Raw genomic sequence first — 20,892 nt, 5'->3', positions numbered from 1 at the left:
CACAGCCCCTTTTTCGATGTCAGCTCGTTTATCCGCATTATACCAGAACCGCGTGCGGTCTGTAACGGAAAAACGGCATGCCGGGGGGGGGGGAGCGTGCCAAAACTCCCTGTCCGTTATCCGGACTGACGCCGGTCATGCGTGCTAAAACTCACGGTTCGTACCCGGACAGACGGCAGACATGCGTGCAAAAATTCCCGGCCTGTTATCCGGACAGACGGTGGTCATACGTGTCAAAACTCCCAGTACGTATCCCGAACAGACGGCGGTCATGCGTGCAAAAACGCACACCAACGCGCATCTTCTCCCGATCGTTCAAACTCCCGGTGCGTGCGTGCCGCGCGACAGCTGGGCATACTTGCGTACATATTGGGTGACACAGTGCACGAACGTCGCGTGCGACCACGTCAGCGGTGCAACTGATAGCGGCGAGCCGTCGAACGGATGCAGCTGCTCCGGCAGTATCCCGCTCGGCAGCGCATGCCGCACAGCCCACTCCAGCGCCCGCTTCGGCTCCTCCAGATCGTCCGGGCAGCGTGCCGTTTCGATCTCGTAGCCGGCCATCCACAGCGTGCAGATGATCCACGGATTGCCGGGAACCCGCCCGACGTCGCCGGATTGCCGGAAGTAGCCGTCGTTCGTGTACCGCGCGATGCCGCCGACCTCCGTCCGCACCCGCAGCCCTTCCCGGACCGCGGCCATCGTCTGCGCGACCCGCCCGTCATCGGCCGGCAGCACCCCGAATGCTGTCAAGGCGAACAAGCTGCTGTCGAGCGTCAAATCTTTCTCCCAACGGCCGTTACGCCTGACGAGCCCGCGGGCGAACCGGCCCGCGCCTTCGTCCCACAGATGCGTCATAATGCCCGATTTCACCGCTTCCGCAGTCCGCTCGTACCGCTCTCTTCGCTCGTCGTCGCCGAACAGGCCGGCGAAGAAAGCGGCCGCCGCCAGTCCGCCGTATACCGAAGCGGCCGTGTACGTCCAGATGCCGTAACGTTCCTCCCACAAGTCGTAGCTCGGCTTCGGAAGCGAGAGTTCCGGCTCCATATAGCCGCACAGAAAAGCAGCCGCCTTCCGGATCAGCTTGCCGTACAGCGACTGCGGCAGCTCGATCAGCCGGTTCCGCTCATAAGTGCGTCTGAGCGTAAGCAGCACCAGCGCCGTCTCGTCTTCCTGAATCGGCAGCAGCGAGGCGCCCTGCATCTGATACGGATGCCAGCTGGAGCCGACCGTGCCGTCCGGGTTGTATTTGTGACGCAAATACCCTTCGGAAGTCAGCGCCCGGGCGCAAAATGAAAAAAGGGGCCACGACGCTGTCGTAACCGGCCGCCGACATCGCGTCGGCGATCAGCGCCCCGTCCCGCGGCCACATATAGCTGTAATGATCGCGGTTGTACTGCAGAATGTCCGTGTCGTTCGCGGCGACGATCGCCCCCCGTTCGTCGGTCTGCGACCGGACGACAAGCAGGCTGCGCCTGAACAGCCGGATCACCTCCTGCGGCAGGTCGCCGAAGTCCGGCGCCGACCGGCGCAGCCATTGCTTCCAGTAAACCGCGATTCGTCCCAGCAGCTTGCCGGGATGATGGTCCCGCACATACCGGTCGAGCCGATTCACCTCTTCCAGGCTGTCGCCGGCCGACATCCAGTAATAGACCGTTTTCTCCCCGCCGGCCGGCACCGTCGCATGCAGCCCGATCGCGCTGTCGACGGAGCCCTGGGCGATCGCGTTGCCCATCAGCGTTCCGTCTTCGGCGTCGCGCCACGTCCCTTCCGCGGATTGAAACCGTTTGATCCCGGTTGAATATTGCCTAATGCCGCCTTCGTCCGAGAAGCCGTTGAACATGAAATAGGAAGAACGCTTGTAATGAAACACCGTGCCGTTATCCGGATAATACGCCGCCGTATCGCCGATCTCCGTCCCGTCGATCGTCAGGTCCTGATGGAAAAACAGACGAAACTCTTTCGTTTCGTCCGATAAATTGCGGATTACCACCCGCTTCAAAAAAAGGCATTCGCGCTGGTGCACGCCGTCGTTCATCAGCAGCTCGACGCCGAGACCGTCGTGCCGGGCCACGGCATCCGTAACGAGCGCATCTTCCGCATAATCGAGCCGGATTCGCCATCCCGGGTCGTCCAGCCAGCGGAAGACGCCGCCGGCCCAGAGGCCGACCCGGCACGGTTGTCCTCCCACATGATTCAATTGACCGACGAAAGGATAATAGATATCGCGAATATAACAATGGTCGTCAAGATTGACCAGCATTTTGCCGTTGCCGACTACAAGGTGACGGGCCATTGAGGTTCGAACTCCTTTCAGTTGGACACAAGCTCGTCGTACAGGGCCAAATACTGTTTGGCGGAACGGTCCCAGCCGTAATCCCGCTTCGCCGCGTTCGCCGCGATCGTTCCCCACGCCGCCGGATCGGCATAAAATTTCAGCGCGCGGCGAATCGTGAACAACAGGTCGTGGGCGTTGTAATGGGCAAATGTAAAGCCGTTCCCTTCACCAGTATATTCGTTGTATGACAAAACCGTGTCCTTCAGCCCACCCGTTTCCCGGACGATCGGCACGGACAAATAACGGAGCGCGATCAGCTGGCTAAGCCCGCAAGGCTCGAATTTTGACGGCATCAAATACAGATCCGAGCCGGCGTAGATGCGGCGGGCCAACCCGTCGTCATACCCGAGCCGGACCGCGATCTTGTCCGGTCTGCGGGCGGCGGCTTCCCGAAACAGCTCTTCGTAGCGGCGTTCCCCGGCGCCGAGCACGGCCCATTGCGCCGGTTCGCTCAGCGCTTCATCGAGAATATGGGCAAGCAGATCGAAGCCTTTCTGCTCCACCAGGCGGGATACAATGCCGATCAGCGGAACGTTCTCCGCCTCCGGCAAACCGAGCTCCCGCTGCAGCGCCGTCTTGTTGCGGCGCTTCTCGTCCAGCGAATGGCGGTATGGCGCAACAAGCGCCGGATCGTTCATCGGATCGAACAGCGCCGTGTCGATGCCGTTGACGATGCCGGACAGATCGCCCGACCGGCGGCGGAGCAGCCCGTCAAGCTTTTCCCCGTACCATTCGGTCTGGATTTCTTCGGCATAGGTCGGGCTGACCGTCGTCAGCTTGTCCGCACAGACAAGCCCGCTTTTCATGCAGTTGGCCGCTCCGTAAAATTCGAGCAGCTCGGTCCGGAACACCTCTTCCCCGGCGCCGAGCAGGTCGAGCATCAGTTCCTTGCTGAACACTCCCTGATATTTTAGGTTATGGATGGTGAATACCGTCGCAATTCCCCGGCAGACGGGATCGTGGGCGTACCTGGTCTTGAGCAGAAACGGCACGAGCGCCGTCTGCCAATCATGGCAATGGAGAATATCGGGCCGGACATCCAGATAGCGAAGCGCTTCGACGACCGCGAAGGAGAAAAAGACGAACCGCTCGGCGTCGTCGCCGTATCCGTACAGTCCGCGCCTTTTAAAATAATATTCGTTGTCGATCAGATAGTAGTCGATGCCGCCGATTGCCGCCCGCAGCAGCCCGCAATACTGTTTGCGCCAGCCGAGCTGTACGGTGAAGGTACACACCGTCTCGAAACGGGCGATATGCGATTCGGCAATCTCCTCGTATTTCGGCAATATGACGCCGGCACGGACCCCCAGCTTGCGCAATGCCAGAGGCAGCGCGCCGGTCACGTCGGCAAGGCCGCCCGTCTTGACGAGCGGCACCGCTTCGGATGCGGCGAACAAAATGTTCATGGCCGTACCCCCCTCTTTTTCGCCTTCATCCTTCAAACCGCAGTTCAAACGACCTTGCGCTTGGCCGCCATGAACGGCGCTCCTTCCGTGCCGCGAATATCGCGGCCGCTGGCGATTCGCACGTCCTTGTCGAGAATGCACCGCTCCAGATAGGCCTGTTCGCCGATCACGCTGTTCTGCATAACGATGCTGTTCCGCACAACCGCCCCTTTGCCGATTTTCACGCCGCGGAACAGCACGCTGTCTTCCACCGTCCCTTCGATGACGCACCCGTCCGCCACCAGCGAGTTGACGACGCGCGCGTTGTCCAGGTAACGGGAAGGCGGTTCGTCCTTCAGCTTCGTGAAGATCGGTCCGGGACGGGAGAACAGCTCGTGCTGCGCTTCGGCGTTCAGCAGCTTCATATGATTCCGGAAGTAGCTTTCGACCGTATTTACGATGCCGAGGTAACCGTCATACATATGGGCCTGCACGTTCAACTGGCGGAGCCGGGACATGATGGCATGCCGGACGAGATGATCCTCTCCCTGCGCCAGCGACGTTTCCACCAGCTCGAGCAGCAAATCTTTGCGCATCAGATACATTTCCATCGACACGATCTCGCTGTCCATGCGGCCGTAATGATCCTGCATCGCGACGATTCTGCCGTTTCCGTCGAGCCGCACCTTGCGCGCTGCGCCGCCCATCGTGTCGGTCATCCGCTTGCAGACGACCGTAATATCGGCGCCCCGCTCCTTGTGCGCGGCAAGCGCCGGCTGCAGATCGACATTGCACACCATATGGCTGCGCGAGATGATGACGTATTCGCTGGAAGTACGGTCGAAGTAGTCGCGGTTCTGATAAAAATAATACAGATCGCCCCGCGACAGCTCGCGAATGTCGCCGGTCGCCGGCGGCAGCACGAACAGGCCGCTCTGGCGGTGGTGCAAATCCCAGTGCCGGCCGGATTCAAGATGGTCCATCAGCGAGCGGTATTTCGTATGGGCAAATACCGCCACCTTGGAGACGCCGGAATTGACCATGCCCGAGAGCACGAAGTCGATGAGCCGGTAGCGGGCGCCGAACGGTACCGTTGCGGCGCAGCGGACCGCCGTCAGCCTTTCCATTTCTTCCGGTTCATGAATCAGGTTGATGACGCCCATAATCGAATGGTTCACAGATTTTTGACCTCCTTCAATTCGGGCCCCCAATTGTTCCTTTCGCCGCTCGCCACGACGGTAATCGTCTCGTCTCCCTCGCGGCCGATCTGCTCGCCGTCCCCGACTGCCGCCCCTTCTCCGATGATCGCCCGGTAAAGGCGCGCGCCGCGGCCGATTTTCGCATTCGGCATGACGACCGATTCGACGACGATGCTGTCAAGGCCGATATGGACGCCGCTGGACAGCACCGAACGGCTCACCTCTCCTTCGATGACGCAGCCTTCGGTCACCAGGGACGACGATATTTTCGCCTGCGGGGCGATAAGCTGAGGCGGCCGGTTCGGATTGACGGAGTAGATGCGCCAGTCCCGGCTGAACAGATCGAGCGGCGGCCGCTCGGCGATCAGGTCCATATTCGCCTCCCACAAGCTGTCGATCGTGCCGACGTCCTTCCAATACCCGTGAAATGCGTATGCGCAGAGCTTGACGCCGCCGTTCAGCATCGCCGGTATGACATCCTTGCCGAAGTCGTGGCTGGATACGCGGTTTCCTTCGTCCCGGATCAAAAATTGCCGCAGCACCGGCCAGGCGAATATATAAATGCCCATCGACGCCAAATTGTTGGACGGCAATTTCGGCTTTTCCTCGAAATCGGTAATGCGTCCTTCCTCTCCCGTGCGCATAATGCCGAATCGGCTCGCTTCTTTCCACGGCACCTCGATGCCGGCCACCGTCACATCGGCTTCCGTCCGTTTATGGGCCGCCAGCATTTGCCCGTAGTCCATTTTGTAGATGTGATCGCCGGAAATGATCAGCACATATTCCGGATCGTAGGAATCGATAAAGTCCATATTTTGATAGATCGCATTGGCGGTGCCCTCGTACCAGGCGCCTCCCTTCGGCTTCATATGGGGCGGAAGAATGGACATGCCTCCGTCCTGGCGGTCGAGTCCCCACGGGCTGCCGATGCCGAGATAGCGGTTCAGCACAAGCGGCTGATATTGGGTCAGCACGCCGACCGTGTCGATGCCCGAATGCGCGCAGTTGCTGAGGGCGAAATCGATGATCCGGTATTTGCCGCCGAAATGAACGGCCGGCTTGGCCAAATCCGTCGTCAGTACGCCCAGACGCTTCCCTTCACCGCCGGCCAGCAGCATGGCGATCATTTCTTTGCGGGCCATCGTCACCATCTCCTATCCGTTTGTTTTGCCGAAGCGGGGGCAAGCAGCAGAAAAGAAAGCGGGGGAAGTCCGATCCGAATACTGTCGTTCCGGCCGTGCATCGGCACCGGTTCGCTGACGTACGGCTTCCTTCTCAAGGCCGAAGCGCCGCCGAAGCTCCTGTCGTCGCTATTGACAAGCTGCCTGTAGCGGCCGGGGGCGGGAACGCCGATCCGGTAATCCCGATACGCCTGACGGGAAAATTGCATACCGCCACGACGCAGTCGCCGTGCCTGTTCCCCCGGCGGACGAACGAGATGACCGATTGCCCGGCGTTGTGCGCATCGATCCACTCGAAACCGCCCGGATCGGTATCCTTTTCCCACAGCGCCGGCCGCTCCTTGTACAGGCGATTCAGCTTCCGGGAATACAGCTTCATCTTCGCGTGAAGCTCGTAATCGAGCAGAAACCAGTCAAGCGCTTCGGTATCTTTCCATTCGTCGAATTGGCCGAATTCCGAGCCCATAAACAGCAATTTCTTGCCGGGATGCGTCATCCAGTAGCCGAAAAACAGGCGGAGCTGGGCGAATTTTTCCTCATAGGAGCCCGGCATCTTGTGCAGCAGCGAGCGCTTGCCGTGCACGACTTCGTCATGTGACAGCGGAAGCACGAAATTTTCGGAGAAAGCGTACAACAGCGAGAAGGTGATCAAATGGTGATGATGTTTTCGTTCGTCCGGGTCGAGCGCCATATACCGCAGCATGTCGTTCATCCAGCCCATATTCCACTTGAAATTGAAGCCGAGTCCTCCCCAATACGTCGGAGAAGTGACAGCAGGCCATGCGGAGGAATCTTCCGCGATCATGAGGGCATGAGGGTGATAGTGAAAGACGATTTCGTTAAGCTTGCGGAGAAATCGGAGAGCTTCCGGATTTTCCGTACCGCCGTGCGCATTGTGCGCAGCCAGTTCGGGAGGCTTGCCGAAATTCAGGTCGATCATGCTGGCGACCGCATCGACGCGCAGGCCGTCGATATGATACAGATCCATCCAAAATATCGCGTTGGAGATCAGAAAGCTCATTACCTCCGTCCGGCCGAAATCGAAGGCGAGCGTTCCCCACTCCGGCTTCTCGGCCAGTCGCGGGTCCGGCCCCTCATAGATCGGCGTACCGTCGAACAGCCGCAAGCCGTGGTCGTCTTTGCAAAAATGGCCCGGCACCCAGTCGAGAATGACGCCAAGCCCGCGCCGGTGGCAGCGGTCGACGAACGCCATCAGCTCCTTCGGCGTGCCGTATCGGCTCGTCGCCGCGAAATAACCGGTAATTTGGTAGCCCCATGACCGGTCGAACGGATGCTCGGCAAGCGGCAGCAGCTCGATATGCGTATACCCCATATCGGCGGCGTAATCGGCCAGCTCCGCGGAGAGTTCCCCGTAAGTGCGGAACTGCTCCTTCCCGGCGAGCCGCCACGAACCGAGATGCGCTTCGTAGATGAGAAGCGGGTTGTCGTATGGCAATCGCTCCCGCTTGCGGCGCTGCCAGGCGCCGTCGCGCCAACGGTAACCGCTCAGATCGGCGACGATCGAGGCCGTTCCGGGACGCCGTTCCGCGAAGAAGGCGTACGGATCGGCTTTCAGCCGCTTCCGTCCGTCGGCGTCGCAAATTTCGTACTTGTACAGCGCGCCTTCCGCGAGACCGGGGATGAACAGCGCCCAAACGCCGCTCTCCCCGAGCCGTTCCATCCGATGGCCGCTTCCGTCCCAATGATTGAACGATCCGGCAACCCGCACATCCGACGCGTTGGGCGCCCATACGGCGAATCGGACCCCTTCCGTCCCGTCCCACTGCAGCCGATGAGCTCCGAACGTCCGGTAACTGTGATACAAAGTGCCTTCGTTAAACAAATAAAGGTCGTCAGGGCGAATGCCATAATAATTGGCGGTTTGTACGGTCCGGAGTGTCACGGTTATGGGATCCCCCCTTTTCGGGCGATAGATAATATGACGTGAATCGAAACAATTGTGTAAGTCCGTCAGCTCCTTTGTATTATTTTATGCCGGTATACGTGAGGAGGTTCAAGATGTGTCATGTTAATTGACGTGAATGAAAGAGGAGATGGTAAAGAAACCGTCGCCTAATATTCTTATATGTCCCGGCATCCGGGCCTATACGTAAAAATGAAGCCGGAAAGCCCGCCACATGTCAGCGGCTATTTCGGTATCCGGGACAGCATAAGCGAGACAAGAAGGGCGATGCCGACAAACCCGAACAACGGATACAAATACGCGAGCAGAGAGCTGAACCCGATCAGACTGATCAGAAAGCAGCCGAAAAGGATCAAGATGACCAGGATGTCGTTGGAGAAATGCAAAATCGTTCCGATTTGCCGGGTTATGCCGAACACGTTGCCGATCAGCGTCGTAAAAATTTCGCCATACACGATAACGATGAACAAAGCGTAAAGGACAGGACCGAAAGCCTGGATAACCTCGGCCATCGGAATGGCGTATTCCATAATTTCCGGCATTTTCGAAAGCAGGGCGGTATGGCTGACGACCAGCATCAGCCCGAGTCCGATCCCGCCCCAAATTCCGCCCCATTTCAACACCTTCTCGTCCTTCACCTCCCCGCCGAGCGGGACCAGAACGGCTTCGACCATGGCCAGATTCAGCGCCGCATACGAAAGCGAGCTGACCAGCCATCTCCAATGTTGTTCCGTTCCCGTCTGTACCGCGTGCCATGACGTGAAATCGGCCGAGCGAAGCGTGTGGATGCCGATAAGCGCGGTAAACAGCAGCATCATCGGCACGACAATCGAATTGACGGCCAGTATGCCTTGCAGCTGTCTTCGCATGACGACGTACGTCAGCGCAGCGGTGGCGGCAATGCCCGCAATATAAGAAGCGCCGAGCCGTTCCTCGAAAATGGAGCCGGCTCCGGCCAGCATGACGACCGTCGTGCCGAATAAAATAACGAATACGATCAGATTCGCGGCCTTTCCGAAAAACGGCCCGAAAAGAAACTGGTTCAGTTCCTCGTAAGAAAAGGCGCCGATACGGGCGGAGATCAGCATCATTTTCGTACCAAGCCATATAAACAAAAGCGTACAAATCAGGATGGCGGCGTAGCCGTAAAAACCGTAGGCCGTAAAAAACTGGATCGTCCCCTGGCCGGTTGCGAATCCGGCGCCGATGACGGTTCCCATATAGGTCATCGCAACCTGCGCAATCAGTATGGCTCTCCTCATCATGTTAAGCCCTGCCGTTTCCCGGATAAATTTAGAAGCCCGTATACTTTAGAAATATGCTTGTCTCGTTCATCTATGACAAAACACGAAAAAGAGGGGATCTGAAAGTCCCCTCTCTTCCTCGGCATTCGACGGAACGGCGAAACCGGCAGCCCGTATGTGGATTCAGTGCGGCCCGGTTGCGGCGAATTCGGTGCCGCACGGCCCGCTTCCCGCATTGTCCTCCCGTTCGACGATTTCGCCCTGCCTGTTATAGAGCGGCGAGTACCATTGCCGATCTTCTCCGCCGACTCGCCGGCATAGTGGCAGATGAACGCCCGGCGGAAACGGTCTTTCGAGCGGTTCGGATACGATCCGTGGATGACGCTGCCGTTAAAGAACAGCACATCGCCAGCCTTCAGCGTCGTCGGCATCGGCGTTAATCCTTCGGGCACATCGACCTCGTCTACCGTGAACGATTGCGACGGGTCGGCCTGATGCGGACACTGGATCGGCTCGTGCTGCGACTTCGGCACGACGAACAGTCCGCCGTTTTCCTCATCCGCATCGTCAATCGCCGTCCAGGCCGCAATGCACGTCCCGGGCTCCACCTTCAGATAGAAATTGTCCTGATGCAGCGCCTGCCCTTCCGCGCCCGGCGGTTTCCAGTAAAACATGCTCTGCGCCGCAATGGGCTCCTCGCCGAGCAGCGCCGCCAGTATATCCATTACGCGCGGATCCAGCATATAATCCATCGACAACCGGTTGACTCTGTGCGGATGCATCATTCGCGGATAAGCCTTCAATATCGATCCCTGACGCCGCGCTTCCTCAATCGGCAGCGCTTCGAAGCAGCCGGGAATGGAACGCTGCGCATGCATCTCCGCGAAATTGCGGCGCAGCGCCTCCACCTCATCGGCCGCAAACAACCCTCTTACGATCAAATAGCCTTCCGTCTCAAAATGGCGGAGATCCGCTTCCGACAAATTCGCGCCCGCCAGCTTGTCGACCATTGCAACCCGCTCCTTTCCTATCGTTATCGGATACGCAGTTGAGATGTTTCCTTGTCACTATCGTAGTACGGAACGGTATGCAATTGAAGCAACAAACCTGCTAACTATTCCTATGATTCTGCTGCCTTGCATCGGTAACAGATTGTCAGGCGGCGGGCCGAATGATATGCTCGAAACAGATGGGGCAAAGGATCGACTTGCAAATCTGGATCATCGGAGGTCAATCGGGTGGATGCGCATTCTCTTATAAAACGATCGGCTTTAAAACGATCGGCGAAATCGCCGGGCAGACAGGGCGTGCTGCTTGCCGACCATTACATCGAAGCGGAAGGGTACTGGACGCGAAGACCGGAAGGGATGTCGGATTGGCTCATTACGTATACCGTTTCCGGCGAAGGCGAGTTTCGGATCGGCGGACGGACGTTTCGCTGCCGGGGCGGCGACGTATGTCTGCTGAAGGCGGATACGCCGCATGAATACGGAACGCCAGCGGGTCAAATATGGGATGTCGTCTGGGCGCATTTTATCCCTTCGCCGAACGATTTGAAGCGGGTCCAGCTCCCCGAGCTCGAACCCGGCTTCGTCCTGCAGACCGTGGAAAGCTCCTTCGCCCGAAAGCGAATCTATCGCGCATTCCAGCGGATCATCTTCGATGCGAGACAGATGAAGCCGTTCTGGGAAGAGCTGTGCCAGGGGGCGATAGAGGAAATTTTGCTGCTGCTGGCGCAGCACGCCTCCGTCCCGCTCGATCCGCGCATCGAGAAGGCGCTGGCTTATTTGACCGAGCGTATGACCGAACCGATTACGGTCGCGCAAGTCGCCGCATTCGTCGGCCTGTCGCCTTCCCGTCTCGCTCATCTGTTCAAGCGCCAGACCGGAGAACCGGTGCTCGAAACGTTGAACCGGATGCGGCTCCGCCAGGCCGCCCTGCTGCTTCAGCATACGCACAGCAGCGCTGCGGAAATCGCGCTTGATGTCGGTTTTCAAAACTACAACCACTTTTTGAACCAGTTTAAAGGAGCGTACGGCGTTACGCCGAGCGCTTTTCGGAAGAGCCGGCTGCGGGGGGACGGCCGGTCCTAGATCATCGCGGAACGCGGCCATACAAGCGCGGCCGGCGCGCGCTGCGGCTTGCAGGCTTGCCGGCCGAAAAACGGATAAGCTGACGTTCCGAATTGTCCGGCGGCAAGGGCGCGCCGATTACGCTTCCTCTTTCCTGCCGAACCATAGCAGAAGAGCGATCAGAACGAATGCGATCAAGGCGAGGAGCGGAATCGTGACGATTCCGTACCAGTTCAAATAATCCTCGTCGCACGGCACGACCGAACGGCATACCGCGAACTCCGATATGGCCGGCACCTTCTGCAAGGCGTAATGATACAGCGAGATGCAGCCCCCGACGATATTGACCGGCAGCAGATAGCGAATCACGTTTTTGTCTCCGCGATAGCTTGCCATGCCGAGAATAATCGTTTGCGGATACATGAAAATCCGCTGGAACCAGCACAGATCGCACGGCGCGAACAGCAGCACCTCGCTCAGATAGAGGCTGCCGCCTGTGGCGATGAGCGACACGATCCAGGCAAAGTACAGGCCGTACCGCCTCAGCACGACAGTGAACCGCCCTTCCGCCATATCAGGTCCCCCCGTTCAACGCTTCCTCGATGGTCCGCTTCAGCACCGCGTAATCGATCACATGGCTGCTGTCCAGCTGCTTGCCGTTAAGGAAGAGCGTTGGCGTGCCGGTTACCTTCCCTTTTCTTGCCAGCGCGTTGTGACCGTCCACCTCGTCGCCGTACGTCTCCGCTTCGATATCCTGGCGCAGCTTGTCGTAGTCGATGCCGAGCTCCTCGTCTTTCGCGAGCTGGACGAGCGCGTCTGTCGTCCACGTCGTGTCGAGGTTCCGGAACAATGCCTTATAATATTTCCAGAACGCGTCGTTATCCTGATGATAAACGGACTGGGCCGCCACCGCGGCGATTCGCGAGTCCTTCTCCATAAAGGTGAAATTGACGAAATGAAGCGAAACCCGGCCCGATTCGATAAAATCCTGCTCGAGCAGCGGCACGAAATTTTGCGAGAATTCGGCGCAGTGCGGACATTTGTAATCGCCGAACTCCACGATTTTGACCGGCGCGTCGGCCGATCCGAGCGTCGGGTACGAGCCATAGTCGAACTTGACCGGCGCATTGCCGCTTCTGATGCCAAGAAAAATGAAGACAATGATGGCAACAATAATGACCGTCATCCAGATCAGGGGCTTGACCGAACTTGGCGGCTTGGCGGCGGTCGCCTGCCGCTGGCCGGAGCCGGACGGTTTCTTTTTCTTTTTGCTCAATGGGGTCATCCTTTCGTGTTGCAGCGCTGACTAGAGCTGTTCCGTATACATCCGGCTCGTTTCGCTCCACGTCTCGCCCGGCGCAAGCATCAGAAGCCCTGTCGTCTCGCGCGGCAGGTCGAGGTTCGGCGCGTTTAGCATGTTGATTTGCGGTTCCGGACAGAAAAACCCCCCGGCCGCTCCGTTATTCCAGACCATCCACTGTTTATACTTGACACCCGCATCGTATACGAAGCGGTAGCCGGCAGCATGGTCGGTCACCGTCATAACATTACGGCCGTCAACCGGCTCGGCGCTGTAATGGTTGTCCATCGGCGCATAGAACGGCGTGCCGTCCCCGCGCTTCAGAGCCGCCTCGCCTTCGTCCAGCGGCTGCGTCTCGCCGGTCGGTAACATGCGGTCGTCCAGCGCCCACCGCTCGCCGATCGTGATCCGAACTTTGCAGTCGTTCTGCCCGCTTCCGGGAGCGAACGGCACGTTCACCGCCGTATGGAAACCGAGCATGCAGGGCATCGGCTCGTCCCCCCGGTTCGTGACGGCGACCGTCTGCGTCAATCCGGACCCGGAAAGCGCATAGCGGATCGACAGATCGAACCGATGCGGAAAATAGCGATACGCCGGATGATTCTCGTCCACCGCCTGGCCGGCGACGACAAAGCTTTCCTCCGCGTTCGTGCCGCTCTCCCGTACTTCCCAAGGCGCATCGTAAAAGAAGCCGTGCAGATGATTTCCGGTCTTCTCCTCGTTCACCGGGAATATGTATGTTTTGCCGCCGATCGTAAACGTCCCGTCCTGATACCGGTTGGGCGGAAACAGCACCGGAATGCCGTGCACCATAGGACGCGCCTTGAATTCCGCCATCTCCCCGGGCTGCGGTTCCCGGATGAAGCTCCACCCCTTGTCCGTATCGCGAAACGCGATCAGATTGGCGCCGATGTCCGGCAGCAGAGCCGCCTCGTAAGGTCCCGCCTTGAGCCATACCGCACGCTCGCCTTGATAAGTTCCTTCATATGCCTGAAATGACATCATGAAGCCCCCTTCCGCTCGTAAATGGAACGAATAATTGCGCAATTTCAGATTGAATCATACGTCTTTTTCATTATAGAAAAGAACGATAGCCAATTCAATAAGAGCCTCCGGAGGAGAGGATGTCTTTCCGCTTTTCAAACCGTTTGCGGGAACCGTATAATGATTAGGTACTGTAAAGGCCGCCGCAAAGTCTTGGCGTATGCTTCCGAAGCGGACTTTGCTTCGCAAAGTCTTGGCGTATGCTTCCGAAGCGGACTTTGCTTCGCAAAGTCTTTAGGAGGTTTCGTTTCATGTTCAATCTGTCATTGGGCATTTTGTATATGCTCGTTCATTTTACGCTGTTTCTGGCAGCCTACCGGCTGTTCGGGAAATCCGGCGTTTACGGCTGGGTCGCGATGGCTTCGGTCGTTGCCAATATTCAGGTGATCAAAACGATCGATATGTTCTCGATCGTCCTGACGCTAGGCAACACGATGTATGGCACAATCTATCTCGCATCCGACCTGCTGAACGAAAATACGGAGAGAACGCAGCCAAGAAAGCAGTCTGGATCGGACTTTTTCATTGGCCGCCTCGACGATCATTATGCAGCTCGCGCTGCTGTTTGAACGGCAACCAGAAGATATCGGCCACGAAGCTCTGTCCGTCATTTTCGGCTTCATGCCGCAAATTGCGATCGCCAGCTTCTGCGCTTATTTCGTCAGCCAATTTCTCGACGTGCGTCTCTATACGCTGCTCAAACGAATCTTCCCGTCGCCCGGACAGCTATGGATCCGCAACAACGGCAGTACGGCGATCAGCCAGTTCGTCGACACCCTTATTTTTGCACAATCGCTTTTTACAGCGAATACGGATTCGGCATCTGGCTGTCGATCTTCCTCTCCACCTATATCATCAAGTTTATCGTGTCGGTCTGCTCCACTCCGTTTCTGTATGCCGCCCGCAGCTTTCCCGTAAGGCGTGAGGACGAGCCCGCCGCCTAGGCGGGTGCGGGCGTCTTCCTTTGGTTGGGACGCTCGCCCGCTCTCGCTCCTTGCCTTGTTAATCCTGCGCGCCTTCCACCGTTTCCCCTTGCACGATATTGAAACCGCCGTCCCACTTCACGTTCAGCGATTTGCCGGTCATAAGATCCGGGCTGTCGGATATCTGGAAATGAATATGCGGCTCGCTGGAGTTGCCGGAATTGCCGGCCTGACCGAGCAGATCGCCTTTCCTGACCCGATCCCCTTCCCGCACGGCGATCGACCCTTGGCGAAAATGCGCTGTGATCGAGTATTCCCCGCCGCCATGATCGATCACCACATAATTGCCCGCCGGTTCGTTCTCGTTCGTCTCGACGAGCGGCTTGTTGTCTTTGACGTCATTCACCACGCCGACGACTTCGCCGTCTGCGGCCGCCAGCACATCCTGCCCGAATGCAAAATAGCTTTCATTAAGCTGCGGATCTCCTTCGTACGACATGCCGTTGCGGGCTTTCACAAAGTCGAACGCATAACGCTGGCTTTCATAAGCATAGTGGTAGTTTGTCATGACGTTCGTCCCGCCCCAAAATACAAACCAGTGGCCTTTAAAAGGTAGCGCGTAACGCTGTTCGGTCAATTGGCCGTCGGTTTCCGGAAATGTCTCCAGCGGCAATACTTGCAGCCCTTCGATTAAGCCGTCCGGACCGAACGCCGCGAGCACCCCTTTCGTGCGGGTATCGTCGAGCCAGACGAATCGTTCGGCGCCATTGAGCTTGACAACCGATTCCGGATGGAAAGCTTGTACCCCGGCAGTAAACGACTTGGCCGTCGATTCGAAGTCCTCTCTGGAAACCACCTCCTGCATATCTTCCGACATTTGGTTGTAAATACGCTCGTATTCGCCCGCAAGCAGCGAAGCGGCCAGCTGTTCAGGCTCGATCATGTCCGTTGTACCCCCTTCCGTTTCCTGCGCATCCGGTTCGGCCGTCTCCTGATCGTCAACCGATCCGGGAGAAACTGCCTCCCCTTCTTGGACCGAAGTTTCCTCTTTCGGCCCTTCCCCGACCCGCTCGCCGCAGCCTGCAAGCATCGTGAGCACCAGCAGCAGCACGGCCATCATTCGTTTGCTCAAGATCATGTATCTATCACTCCTTCGTTCTCCGATGTCTCAACTGTACCCCCTTTGTCTTATGCGCCCGATAACGGGAGCTTACGTTCCGCTTAACTTTGCGAAGCGCCGTCGCGGAACGCGTTAAGGTTCCGTTAAGGTTCCGTTTTCCTATTCGACAGACAGCCATGTTACAATCGAATCGATATAATAACGCGGATCTTGATTGAAAGCCAGGGGAGATGGAAATATGAACGACGCCTCGATTTTGCTCGTCGATGACGAGCAATCCATTGTACATATGCTGACAACGGTGCTGCGCAAGGAAGGATTCGCCAATGTGGACAGCGCGGCGACGGGAGAGGCTGCGCTTGCCGCCTGCGAACGCAAACGGTACGACCTGATCGTGCTCGACGTCATGCTGCCCGGCCAAAGCGGCATCGAATTGTGCCCGTTCATCCGCCGGACGACCGACGCGCCGATTCTGTTCCTGTCGGCCCGTTCTTCGGACTTCGACAAGCTGTCCGGGTTCGCGGTCGGCGGCGACGATTATATTACGAAGCCGTTCAATCCGCTTGAAGTCGCGGCACGCATCAAAGCCCAGCTGCGGCGCTCGTTCAAGCCGGCGTCCGACGCGACGGCGAAGACGGCCGAAATATACGATTACGGCCGGTTTCAGGTTCATGCCGACGCCGGCGAGCTTATCGTGGAAGGACGGACGGTTCCGTGTCCTTCCCTCGTCTTTCAGCTGCTGCTTTTCCTATGCCGGAACCCGAACCGGATCTTTACGAAAAGCGAGCTGTACGAGAAGGTATGGGGCGAACAGGCGATTAGTGACGACAATACCGTCATGGTCCATATTCACCGCATTCGCGAGCGAATCGAGCCGGAGCCCGGGAAGCCGGAATATTTGGTCAATGTGCGCGGGCTCGGCTACAAGCTGGTCGGACGGAGCGGGAAGCGATGAGCATCCGCTGGAAGCTGACGGTCCGCTTCGTCGCCCAACTGCTGTTCGCCGGTCTGCTGCTGATGGCGCTGGCCGTCCTTTCGTTCCAATGGACGATGAACGAACTGACCCGCATCGAAGCGGAACGGCAATTCGGCCAGGCGGGCGTGCAGCAGCTGATTCAGACCTTGAAAGTCGAGAACGGCCGAATCGTCTTCGATGCCAAGCTGCTCGAAAAATACGCGAGAGCGGCGGATGGGTGCAGCGCATCGACAGCGAAGGCCGGGTCACCGACGCGTTCAATACGCCGCCGGACGTTCCCGACGCCTATATGCCCGGCGAGTTGAACGCTTACTGGGTCGGCAAGCTGCCGTTTCCGTATCGCTTGTCTATATGGATCGACGTAAAGGACGGCGTGGAGCATACGCTCATTTACGGCATGCGGTTCAAGGAAGAAGAGCTGCTGCAACGCATCGCGGCGGAAGCGTCGTACGAGAGCGGCGCGCTCGTTATTCCTTCCGGGCTGAAAAGCGAGATCGACCGGGCCGGCGGTTGGGTGCAGCTGCTGGACGAGACGGGTGCGGAGATAGCGTCGTACGGCCGGCCGGAAACGGCGCCGGATCGGTTCACGCCTCAGGAAATGGCTTTGCGCTATATGTACCCCGACCGGTACGGCGCGCGGATCGACTATCGGTTCGATCCTGCCGCGAAACGCACCTGGATCGTGACCGTCCCGGAGCCAGGGGCGGCTGGCCCTCCGGGTCAGATGCAGGCGCTGCCGCCGGAAATGCGGGCGCTGCTGCTCGGCGGCGGCGGACTGCTGCTGAGCGCCGTGCTCGTCTACATGCTGCTGTCGTTCGCTTATGCGCGCAGCTTCGTCGCACCGCTCTTGCATATGGCGGACTGGCTGCGCTCGCTCGCGCGCGGCATCTACGCCGAGCCGGCCGGCCGGCAAGGACATCCGGTCAGCCGCAACCGGCGCGGCCGGTTGAAGCGGCGCTTCCGTTTGTTCGGCGAGCTGCTCTCGTCGCTTGCGAATTTGTCTGCAACGCTGCGCCAGAACGATATTCGCCGGCGGCGGGACGAGCAGATGCGCGAAGAATGGATCGCCGGCGTCTCGCATGACTTGAAGACGCCGCTATCGTCGATTCGCGGCTATGCCCATATGCTGGAAGCGGAAGCGTACGAATGGACCCGGGAGGAAGTGCGGGAATTTTCGGGCGTCATCCGGCGGAAAGCCGAATATTTGGACAATCTGATCAACGATCTGAACCTGACGTACCGTCTTCGCGGCGGCGGTCGGCTGCCCGGGACGGAGACGGCGGACCTGAATCTGTTCCTCGCGGAAGCGGTCGCGCGGACAGCCGCACATCCGGCATTCCGCCCGGGATCGGCCGCATTCCGGCCAAGCCGTGATCCTGTCCGCGCCGCCATTTACGGCCCATGGCTGCAGCGCATCGTCGACAACCTGGTCGCCAACGCGCTGCTGCACAATCCGCCGGGCACGCGGGTGGATGTCGCCCTGGAGAAACTGCCGGGCGGCGGCTTCGCGATCGCGTTCCGCGACGACGGCAACGGCATGGACGAAGAGACCGCCTCGAAGCTGTTCGAGCGCTATTACCGCGGGACCGATACCGAAAGCTCGCCGGAAGGGAGCGGGCTCGGCATGGCCATTACGAAAGCGCTCGTCGAAGCGATGGGCGGCGCCATCGATGTCGCGACAGCGCCCGGCGAAGGGACGACGATCCGCCTCGTCTTCCCGGCCGGCGGAAAACCGGCGGAAGCCGAACCGCCGGCATACGGGCCGAACGAGCCGGACATGGAGCCGAGCGGAACGTCCTGAGCCTGATCTGGATTCCTTGTTTTTCGCCGTCGCTGCAACATTTGGCTTCCCGATGCGTCATCTGTTATAGGTTGGATAAACCATGCGTAAAGGAGAGGTCGCAAATGTCCGGATTTCATCGAACGAGAGCCGCCGTCATCTCCATCCTGCTGAGTGCGGCGCTGCTCGCTTCCTGCGGATCGACGGATGAAACGCCGTCCGCTCCCCGCCCGGATGCGGAGACGATTTCCTTGGACAAGCGGCAAAAGCTGGCCGATGCCGCGGACGACAGGCTTGTAAAAGCGGTCAACGAATTCGGCATGAAGCTTCACCGCGAGCTCGCGGCGGCCGAAACGGACGGCAACGTCTTGATATCCCCTTACAGCATATCGATGGCGCTCGGCATGACCTATTTCGGAAGCGCCGGCAATACCCGCACCGAGATGGCGGAGACGCTCGGTCTCGGCCGGCTTGCCGAAGAAGAGATCGCGGGCGGCTATCGCAGCCTGGGCGAGCTGTTGACCCGCACCGGCAAAGGCGTTGCGCTGTTGGCGGCCAATTCGCTGTGGACGCAGGAAGGGATAAAGCTGCCGGACGACTATATGAAGATTGTCCGGAACAGCTTCAACGCCGAGGCTCGATCGGTCAATTTCACGGATGACGCTGCGCCGCAGCGGATCAACGACTGGATCGAAGAAAGCACGCGCGGCATGATCGACAAGCTGGTCGACCGGGTCGATCCCGATATGCGAATCATGCTGATCAATACGATTTATTTCAAGGGGCAATGGCAAAAGCCGTTCGATCCGGAGGAGACGCGGGAGGAACGGTTCCGGCAAGAAGACGGTACGACGGCGAACGTTCAGATGATGCACCGGACCGGATATATGGAATACCGCGCAACCGACCGGTGGCAAGCGGTTCGCATTCCTTACGGCGAAGGCCAGATGGCGATGCTCGTCATCGTCCCGGACGAAAGCGCGGATCTGGCGTCGCTGCACGAGCAGATATGGACCGACCGTTCGGCTTGGTCCGGTCCGATGGAGAACCATCATGTGAAGCTCGGCTTGCCGAAATTCAAGGCGGACTTCGAAGAGAAGCTGAACGGTACGCTGATCGCTCTCGGCATGAAGGATGCGTTCGATCCGGCTCAAGCCGATTTCTCCGGCTTCGGAGAAGCGGACAAAGAGGGTCTCTACATCGATGAAGTGAAGCATAAAAGCGTCATCGAGGTAAACGAGCAAGGCACCGAAGCCGCGGCCGCCACGTCGGTCGGCGTGGCATCCGGCGCTCCCCAAGAGACGGTAAGCCTGACCGTCGACCGCCCGTTCTTCTTCGCCATCGAGGATATGCAGACGGGCGCCTGGCTGTTCGCCGGATCGATTCGGGAGATCGAAGGGAAATAACCGTACTCGCACAACGAATAAAGCCGCTTCGTCACGTCGCTAAGAACGTCGGAAGCGGCTTTTTCATTTAGTCGGGTTTGTGTTGCGGTCAGAACGTCGGGACGACCGCGCCGTCGTATTTCTCCTCCATAAAGGCTTTGATTTCCGGTGAATTGAGCGCCTTGGCCAGCTTCTGGATCGCTTCACTGTCCTTGTTGTCAGGACGGGCGACCAAGATATTGACCAGCATGTCCGCGAACGGGGTGTCTTTATCCTCGATAATCAGCGCATCGTCGTTCGGTACCAGACCGACCGTCAGCGCGTAGTTCGTATTGATCGCCGCGGCGTCAACTTCGTCAAGGGCCCGCGGCAGCGTCGCCGCCTCAAGCTCGACGAACTGCAGCTTCTTGTCGTTCTGTTCGATGTCCGCGATCGTCGCGTCCACGTCCACCCCTTCCTTCAGCTTGATCAGCCCGTGCTTGGCTAGCAGGGTGAGCGCGCGGCCGCCATTGGTCGGATCGTTCGGGATGGCGATCTTCGCCCCTTCCTTCAGCTCGTCGATGCTCGTCACCGTTTTCGAGTAAACGCCGATCGGCTCGATGTGCACGCCCGTCACCTTTACCAGATCGTAGGAGCGTTCTTTGTTGAACTCCTCCAGGTAGGCCGTATGCTGAAAGAAGTTCGCATCCAGCTGCTTCTCATACAGTTGAACGTTCGGCTGAACGTAATCGTTCATCTCGATAATCTCCAGCTTGACGCCCTCTCCTTCGAGCAGCTTCTGGGCTTCTTTCAAAATTTCGGCGTGCGGAACGGGAGAAGCCCCGATCTTCAACGTCACTTCCTGCTGCTTTTCGGGCTCGGAACCGCTCTCTCCCGCGCTTCCCTGATTATTCGCATCGTTTTTCGCGCCGCAAGCGGCCAAAGCTCCGGCCAGCACAAGCGTCAAAATCGACAATCCGATTTTTTCATTTCAAACTCCTTCCTTTCTCGACTGAATTTTTTAAACATACGATCCGATCCA

The 20,892-nt window shown here is 58.6% G+C and carries 17 protein-coding genes and 2 pseudogenes; 6 read left to right on the top strand and 13 right to left on the bottom strand.

Features of this window, described 5'->3' with window-relative positions:
* Nucleotides 1-315: 315 nt before the first annotated feature.
* From PACILC2_RS09480 to PACILC2_RS09450, 8 genes and pseudogenes are all read right to left on the bottom strand, one after another.
* A pseudogene (locus PACILC2_RS09480) lies at nt 316-2,296 on the bottom strand (glycoside hydrolase family 15 protein).
* Nucleotides 2,297-2,313: 17 nt separating this feature from the next.
* Nucleotides 2,314-3,744 (bottom strand): glycogen synthase GlgA, encoded by a 1,431-nt coding sequence (glgA, locus tag PACILC2_RS09475; protein ID WP_213528647.1) that lies wholly within the window; start codon nt 3,742-3,744, stop codon nt 2,314-2,316.
* A 44-nt stretch (nt 3,745-3,788) separates the two neighbouring features.
* The gene (gene glgD, locus PACILC2_RS09470) at nt 3,789-4,901 is read right to left on the bottom strand and encodes a glucose-1-phosphate adenylyltransferase subunit GlgD (protein WP_213528646.1); all 1,113 of its coding nucleotides are present in this window, start codon (nt 4,899-4,901) and stop codon (nt 3,789-3,791) included.
* Entirely contained in the window at nt 4,898-6,064 is a 1,167-nt protein-coding gene (locus PACILC2_RS09465) for a glucose-1-phosphate adenylyltransferase (protein WP_213528644.1), read from the bottom strand. Before PACILC2_RS09465 ends, glgD begins: the two co-directional genes overlap by 4 nt.
* A 2-nt stretch (nt 6,065-6,066) precedes the next feature.
* Nucleotides 6,067-6,312 (bottom strand): alpha amylase C-terminal domain-containing protein, encoded by a 246-nt coding sequence (locus PACILC2_RS28570; protein WP_307860481.1) that lies wholly within the window; start codon nt 6,310-6,312, stop codon nt 6,067-6,069.
* Entirely contained in the window at nt 6,198-8,006 is a 1,809-nt protein-coding gene (glgB, locus tag PACILC2_RS09460; RefSeq protein WP_307860480.1) for a 1,4-alpha-glucan branching protein GlgB, read from the bottom strand. Before glgB ends, PACILC2_RS28570 begins: the two co-directional genes overlap by 115 nt.
* Before the next feature lie 245 nt (nt 8,007-8,251).
* Nucleotides 8,252-9,292, bottom strand: a complete 1,041-nt coding sequence (locus tag PACILC2_RS09455; protein ID WP_213528643.1) for a YkvI family membrane protein — start codon at nt 9,290-9,292, stop codon at nt 8,252-8,254.
* The gene (locus PACILC2_RS09450) at nt 9,289-10,281 is read right to left on the bottom strand and encodes a phytanoyl-CoA dioxygenase family protein (RefSeq protein WP_213528641.1); all 993 of its coding nucleotides are present in this window, start codon (nt 10,279-10,281) and stop codon (nt 9,289-9,291) included. Before PACILC2_RS09450 ends, PACILC2_RS09455 begins: the two co-directional genes overlap by 4 nt.
* A gap of 228 nt (nt 10,282-10,509) precedes the next feature.
* On the opposite strand from PACILC2_RS09450, the gene PACILC2_RS09445 reads away from it, so the two are divergent.
* Nucleotides 10,510-11,364: a helix-turn-helix domain-containing protein gene (locus PACILC2_RS09445; RefSeq protein WP_062493364.1), complete on the top strand. Its 855-nt coding sequence runs from the start codon at nt 10,510-10,512 to the stop codon at nt 11,362-11,364.
* A gap of 117 nt (nt 11,365-11,481) precedes the next feature.
* Here the strand turns inward: PACILC2_RS09445 and PACILC2_RS09440 are convergent, their stop codons facing one another.
* From PACILC2_RS09440 to PACILC2_RS09430, 3 genes are read right to left on the bottom strand one after another with little or no spacing between them, the layout of a single operon-like run.
* The gene (locus tag PACILC2_RS09440) at nt 11,482-11,916 is read right to left on the bottom strand and encodes a disulfide oxidoreductase (protein ID WP_213528640.1); all 435 of its coding nucleotides are present in this window, start codon (nt 11,914-11,916) and stop codon (nt 11,482-11,484) included.
* Nucleotide 11,917: 1 nt separating this feature from the next.
* Nucleotides 11,918-12,619 (bottom strand): DsbA family protein, encoded by a 702-nt coding sequence (locus PACILC2_RS09435; protein ID WP_244863384.1) that lies wholly within the window; start codon nt 12,617-12,619, stop codon nt 11,918-11,920.
* Nucleotides 12,620-12,649: 30 nt separating this feature from the next.
* Entirely contained in the window at nt 12,650-13,645 is a 996-nt protein-coding gene (locus tag PACILC2_RS09430; protein ID WP_213528653.1) for an aldose 1-epimerase, read from the bottom strand.
* Between the two features lie 293 nt (nt 13,646-13,938).
* Here PACILC2_RS09430 and PACILC2_RS09425 point away from each other — a divergent pair.
* A pseudogene (locus tag PACILC2_RS09425) lies at nt 13,939-14,631 on the top strand (queuosine precursor transporter).
* A 58-nt stretch (nt 14,632-14,689) separates the two neighbouring features.
* Here the strand turns inward: PACILC2_RS09425 and PACILC2_RS09420 are convergent.
* Nucleotides 14,690-15,748: a M23 family metallopeptidase gene (locus PACILC2_RS09420; RefSeq protein WP_244863383.1), complete on the bottom strand. Its 1,059-nt coding sequence runs from the start codon at nt 15,746-15,748 to the stop codon at nt 14,690-14,692.
* 220 nt (nt 15,749-15,968) lie between these two features.
* On the opposite strand from PACILC2_RS09420, the gene PACILC2_RS09415 reads away from it, so the two are divergent.
* The 4 genes from PACILC2_RS09415 to PACILC2_RS09405 all read left to right on the top strand — a co-directional run bounded on the left by PACILC2_RS09415 (nt 15,969) and on the right by PACILC2_RS09405 (nt 19,892).
* The gene (locus PACILC2_RS09415) at nt 15,969-16,685 is read left to right on the top strand and encodes a response regulator transcription factor (RefSeq protein ID WP_213528638.1); all 717 of its coding nucleotides are present in this window, start codon (nt 15,969-15,971) and stop codon (nt 16,683-16,685) included.
* On the top strand, nt 16,682-17,011 hold the full coding sequence (locus PACILC2_RS26665; RefSeq protein WP_244863382.1) for a hypothetical protein: 330 nt from the start codon (nt 16,682-16,684) through the stop codon (nt 17,009-17,011). Before PACILC2_RS09415 ends, PACILC2_RS26665 begins: the two co-directional genes overlap by 4 nt.
* A complete protein-coding gene (locus PACILC2_RS09410; protein WP_244863381.1) occupies nt 16,924-18,507 on the top strand; it encodes a sensor histidine kinase in 1,584 nt (527 codons plus the stop codon). The genes PACILC2_RS26665 and PACILC2_RS09410 overlap by 88 nt, the downstream gene beginning before the upstream one ends.
* Nucleotides 18,508-18,611: 104 nt before the next feature.
* On the top strand, nt 18,612-19,892 hold the full coding sequence (locus tag PACILC2_RS09405; RefSeq protein ID WP_213528637.1) for a serpin family protein: 1,281 nt from the start codon (nt 18,612-18,614) through the stop codon (nt 19,890-19,892).
* 88 nt (nt 19,893-19,980) lie between these two features.
* On the opposite strand, the gene PACILC2_RS09400 is transcribed toward PACILC2_RS09405, so the two are convergent.
* Nucleotides 19,981-20,826 carry a MetQ/NlpA family ABC transporter substrate-binding protein gene (locus tag PACILC2_RS09400; protein ID WP_244863380.1) on the bottom strand — a complete coding sequence of 282 codons (846 nt, stop codon included), beginning with the start codon at nt 20,824-20,826 and terminating at the stop codon, nt 19,981-19,983.
* Nucleotides 20,827-20,892 lie beyond the last annotated feature (66 nt).

Origin of the sequence: Paenibacillus cisolokensis, assembly GCF_018403665.1 — a bacterium.
In the GTDB taxonomy this organism is placed as follows: domain Bacteria; phylum Bacillota; class Bacilli; order Paenibacillales; family Paenibacillaceae; genus Paenibacillus_AH; species Paenibacillus_AH cisolokensis.
The sequence above is the reverse complement of the archived record's forward strand: the minus strand, read 5'-3'. Positions and strand labels throughout refer to the sequence as shown.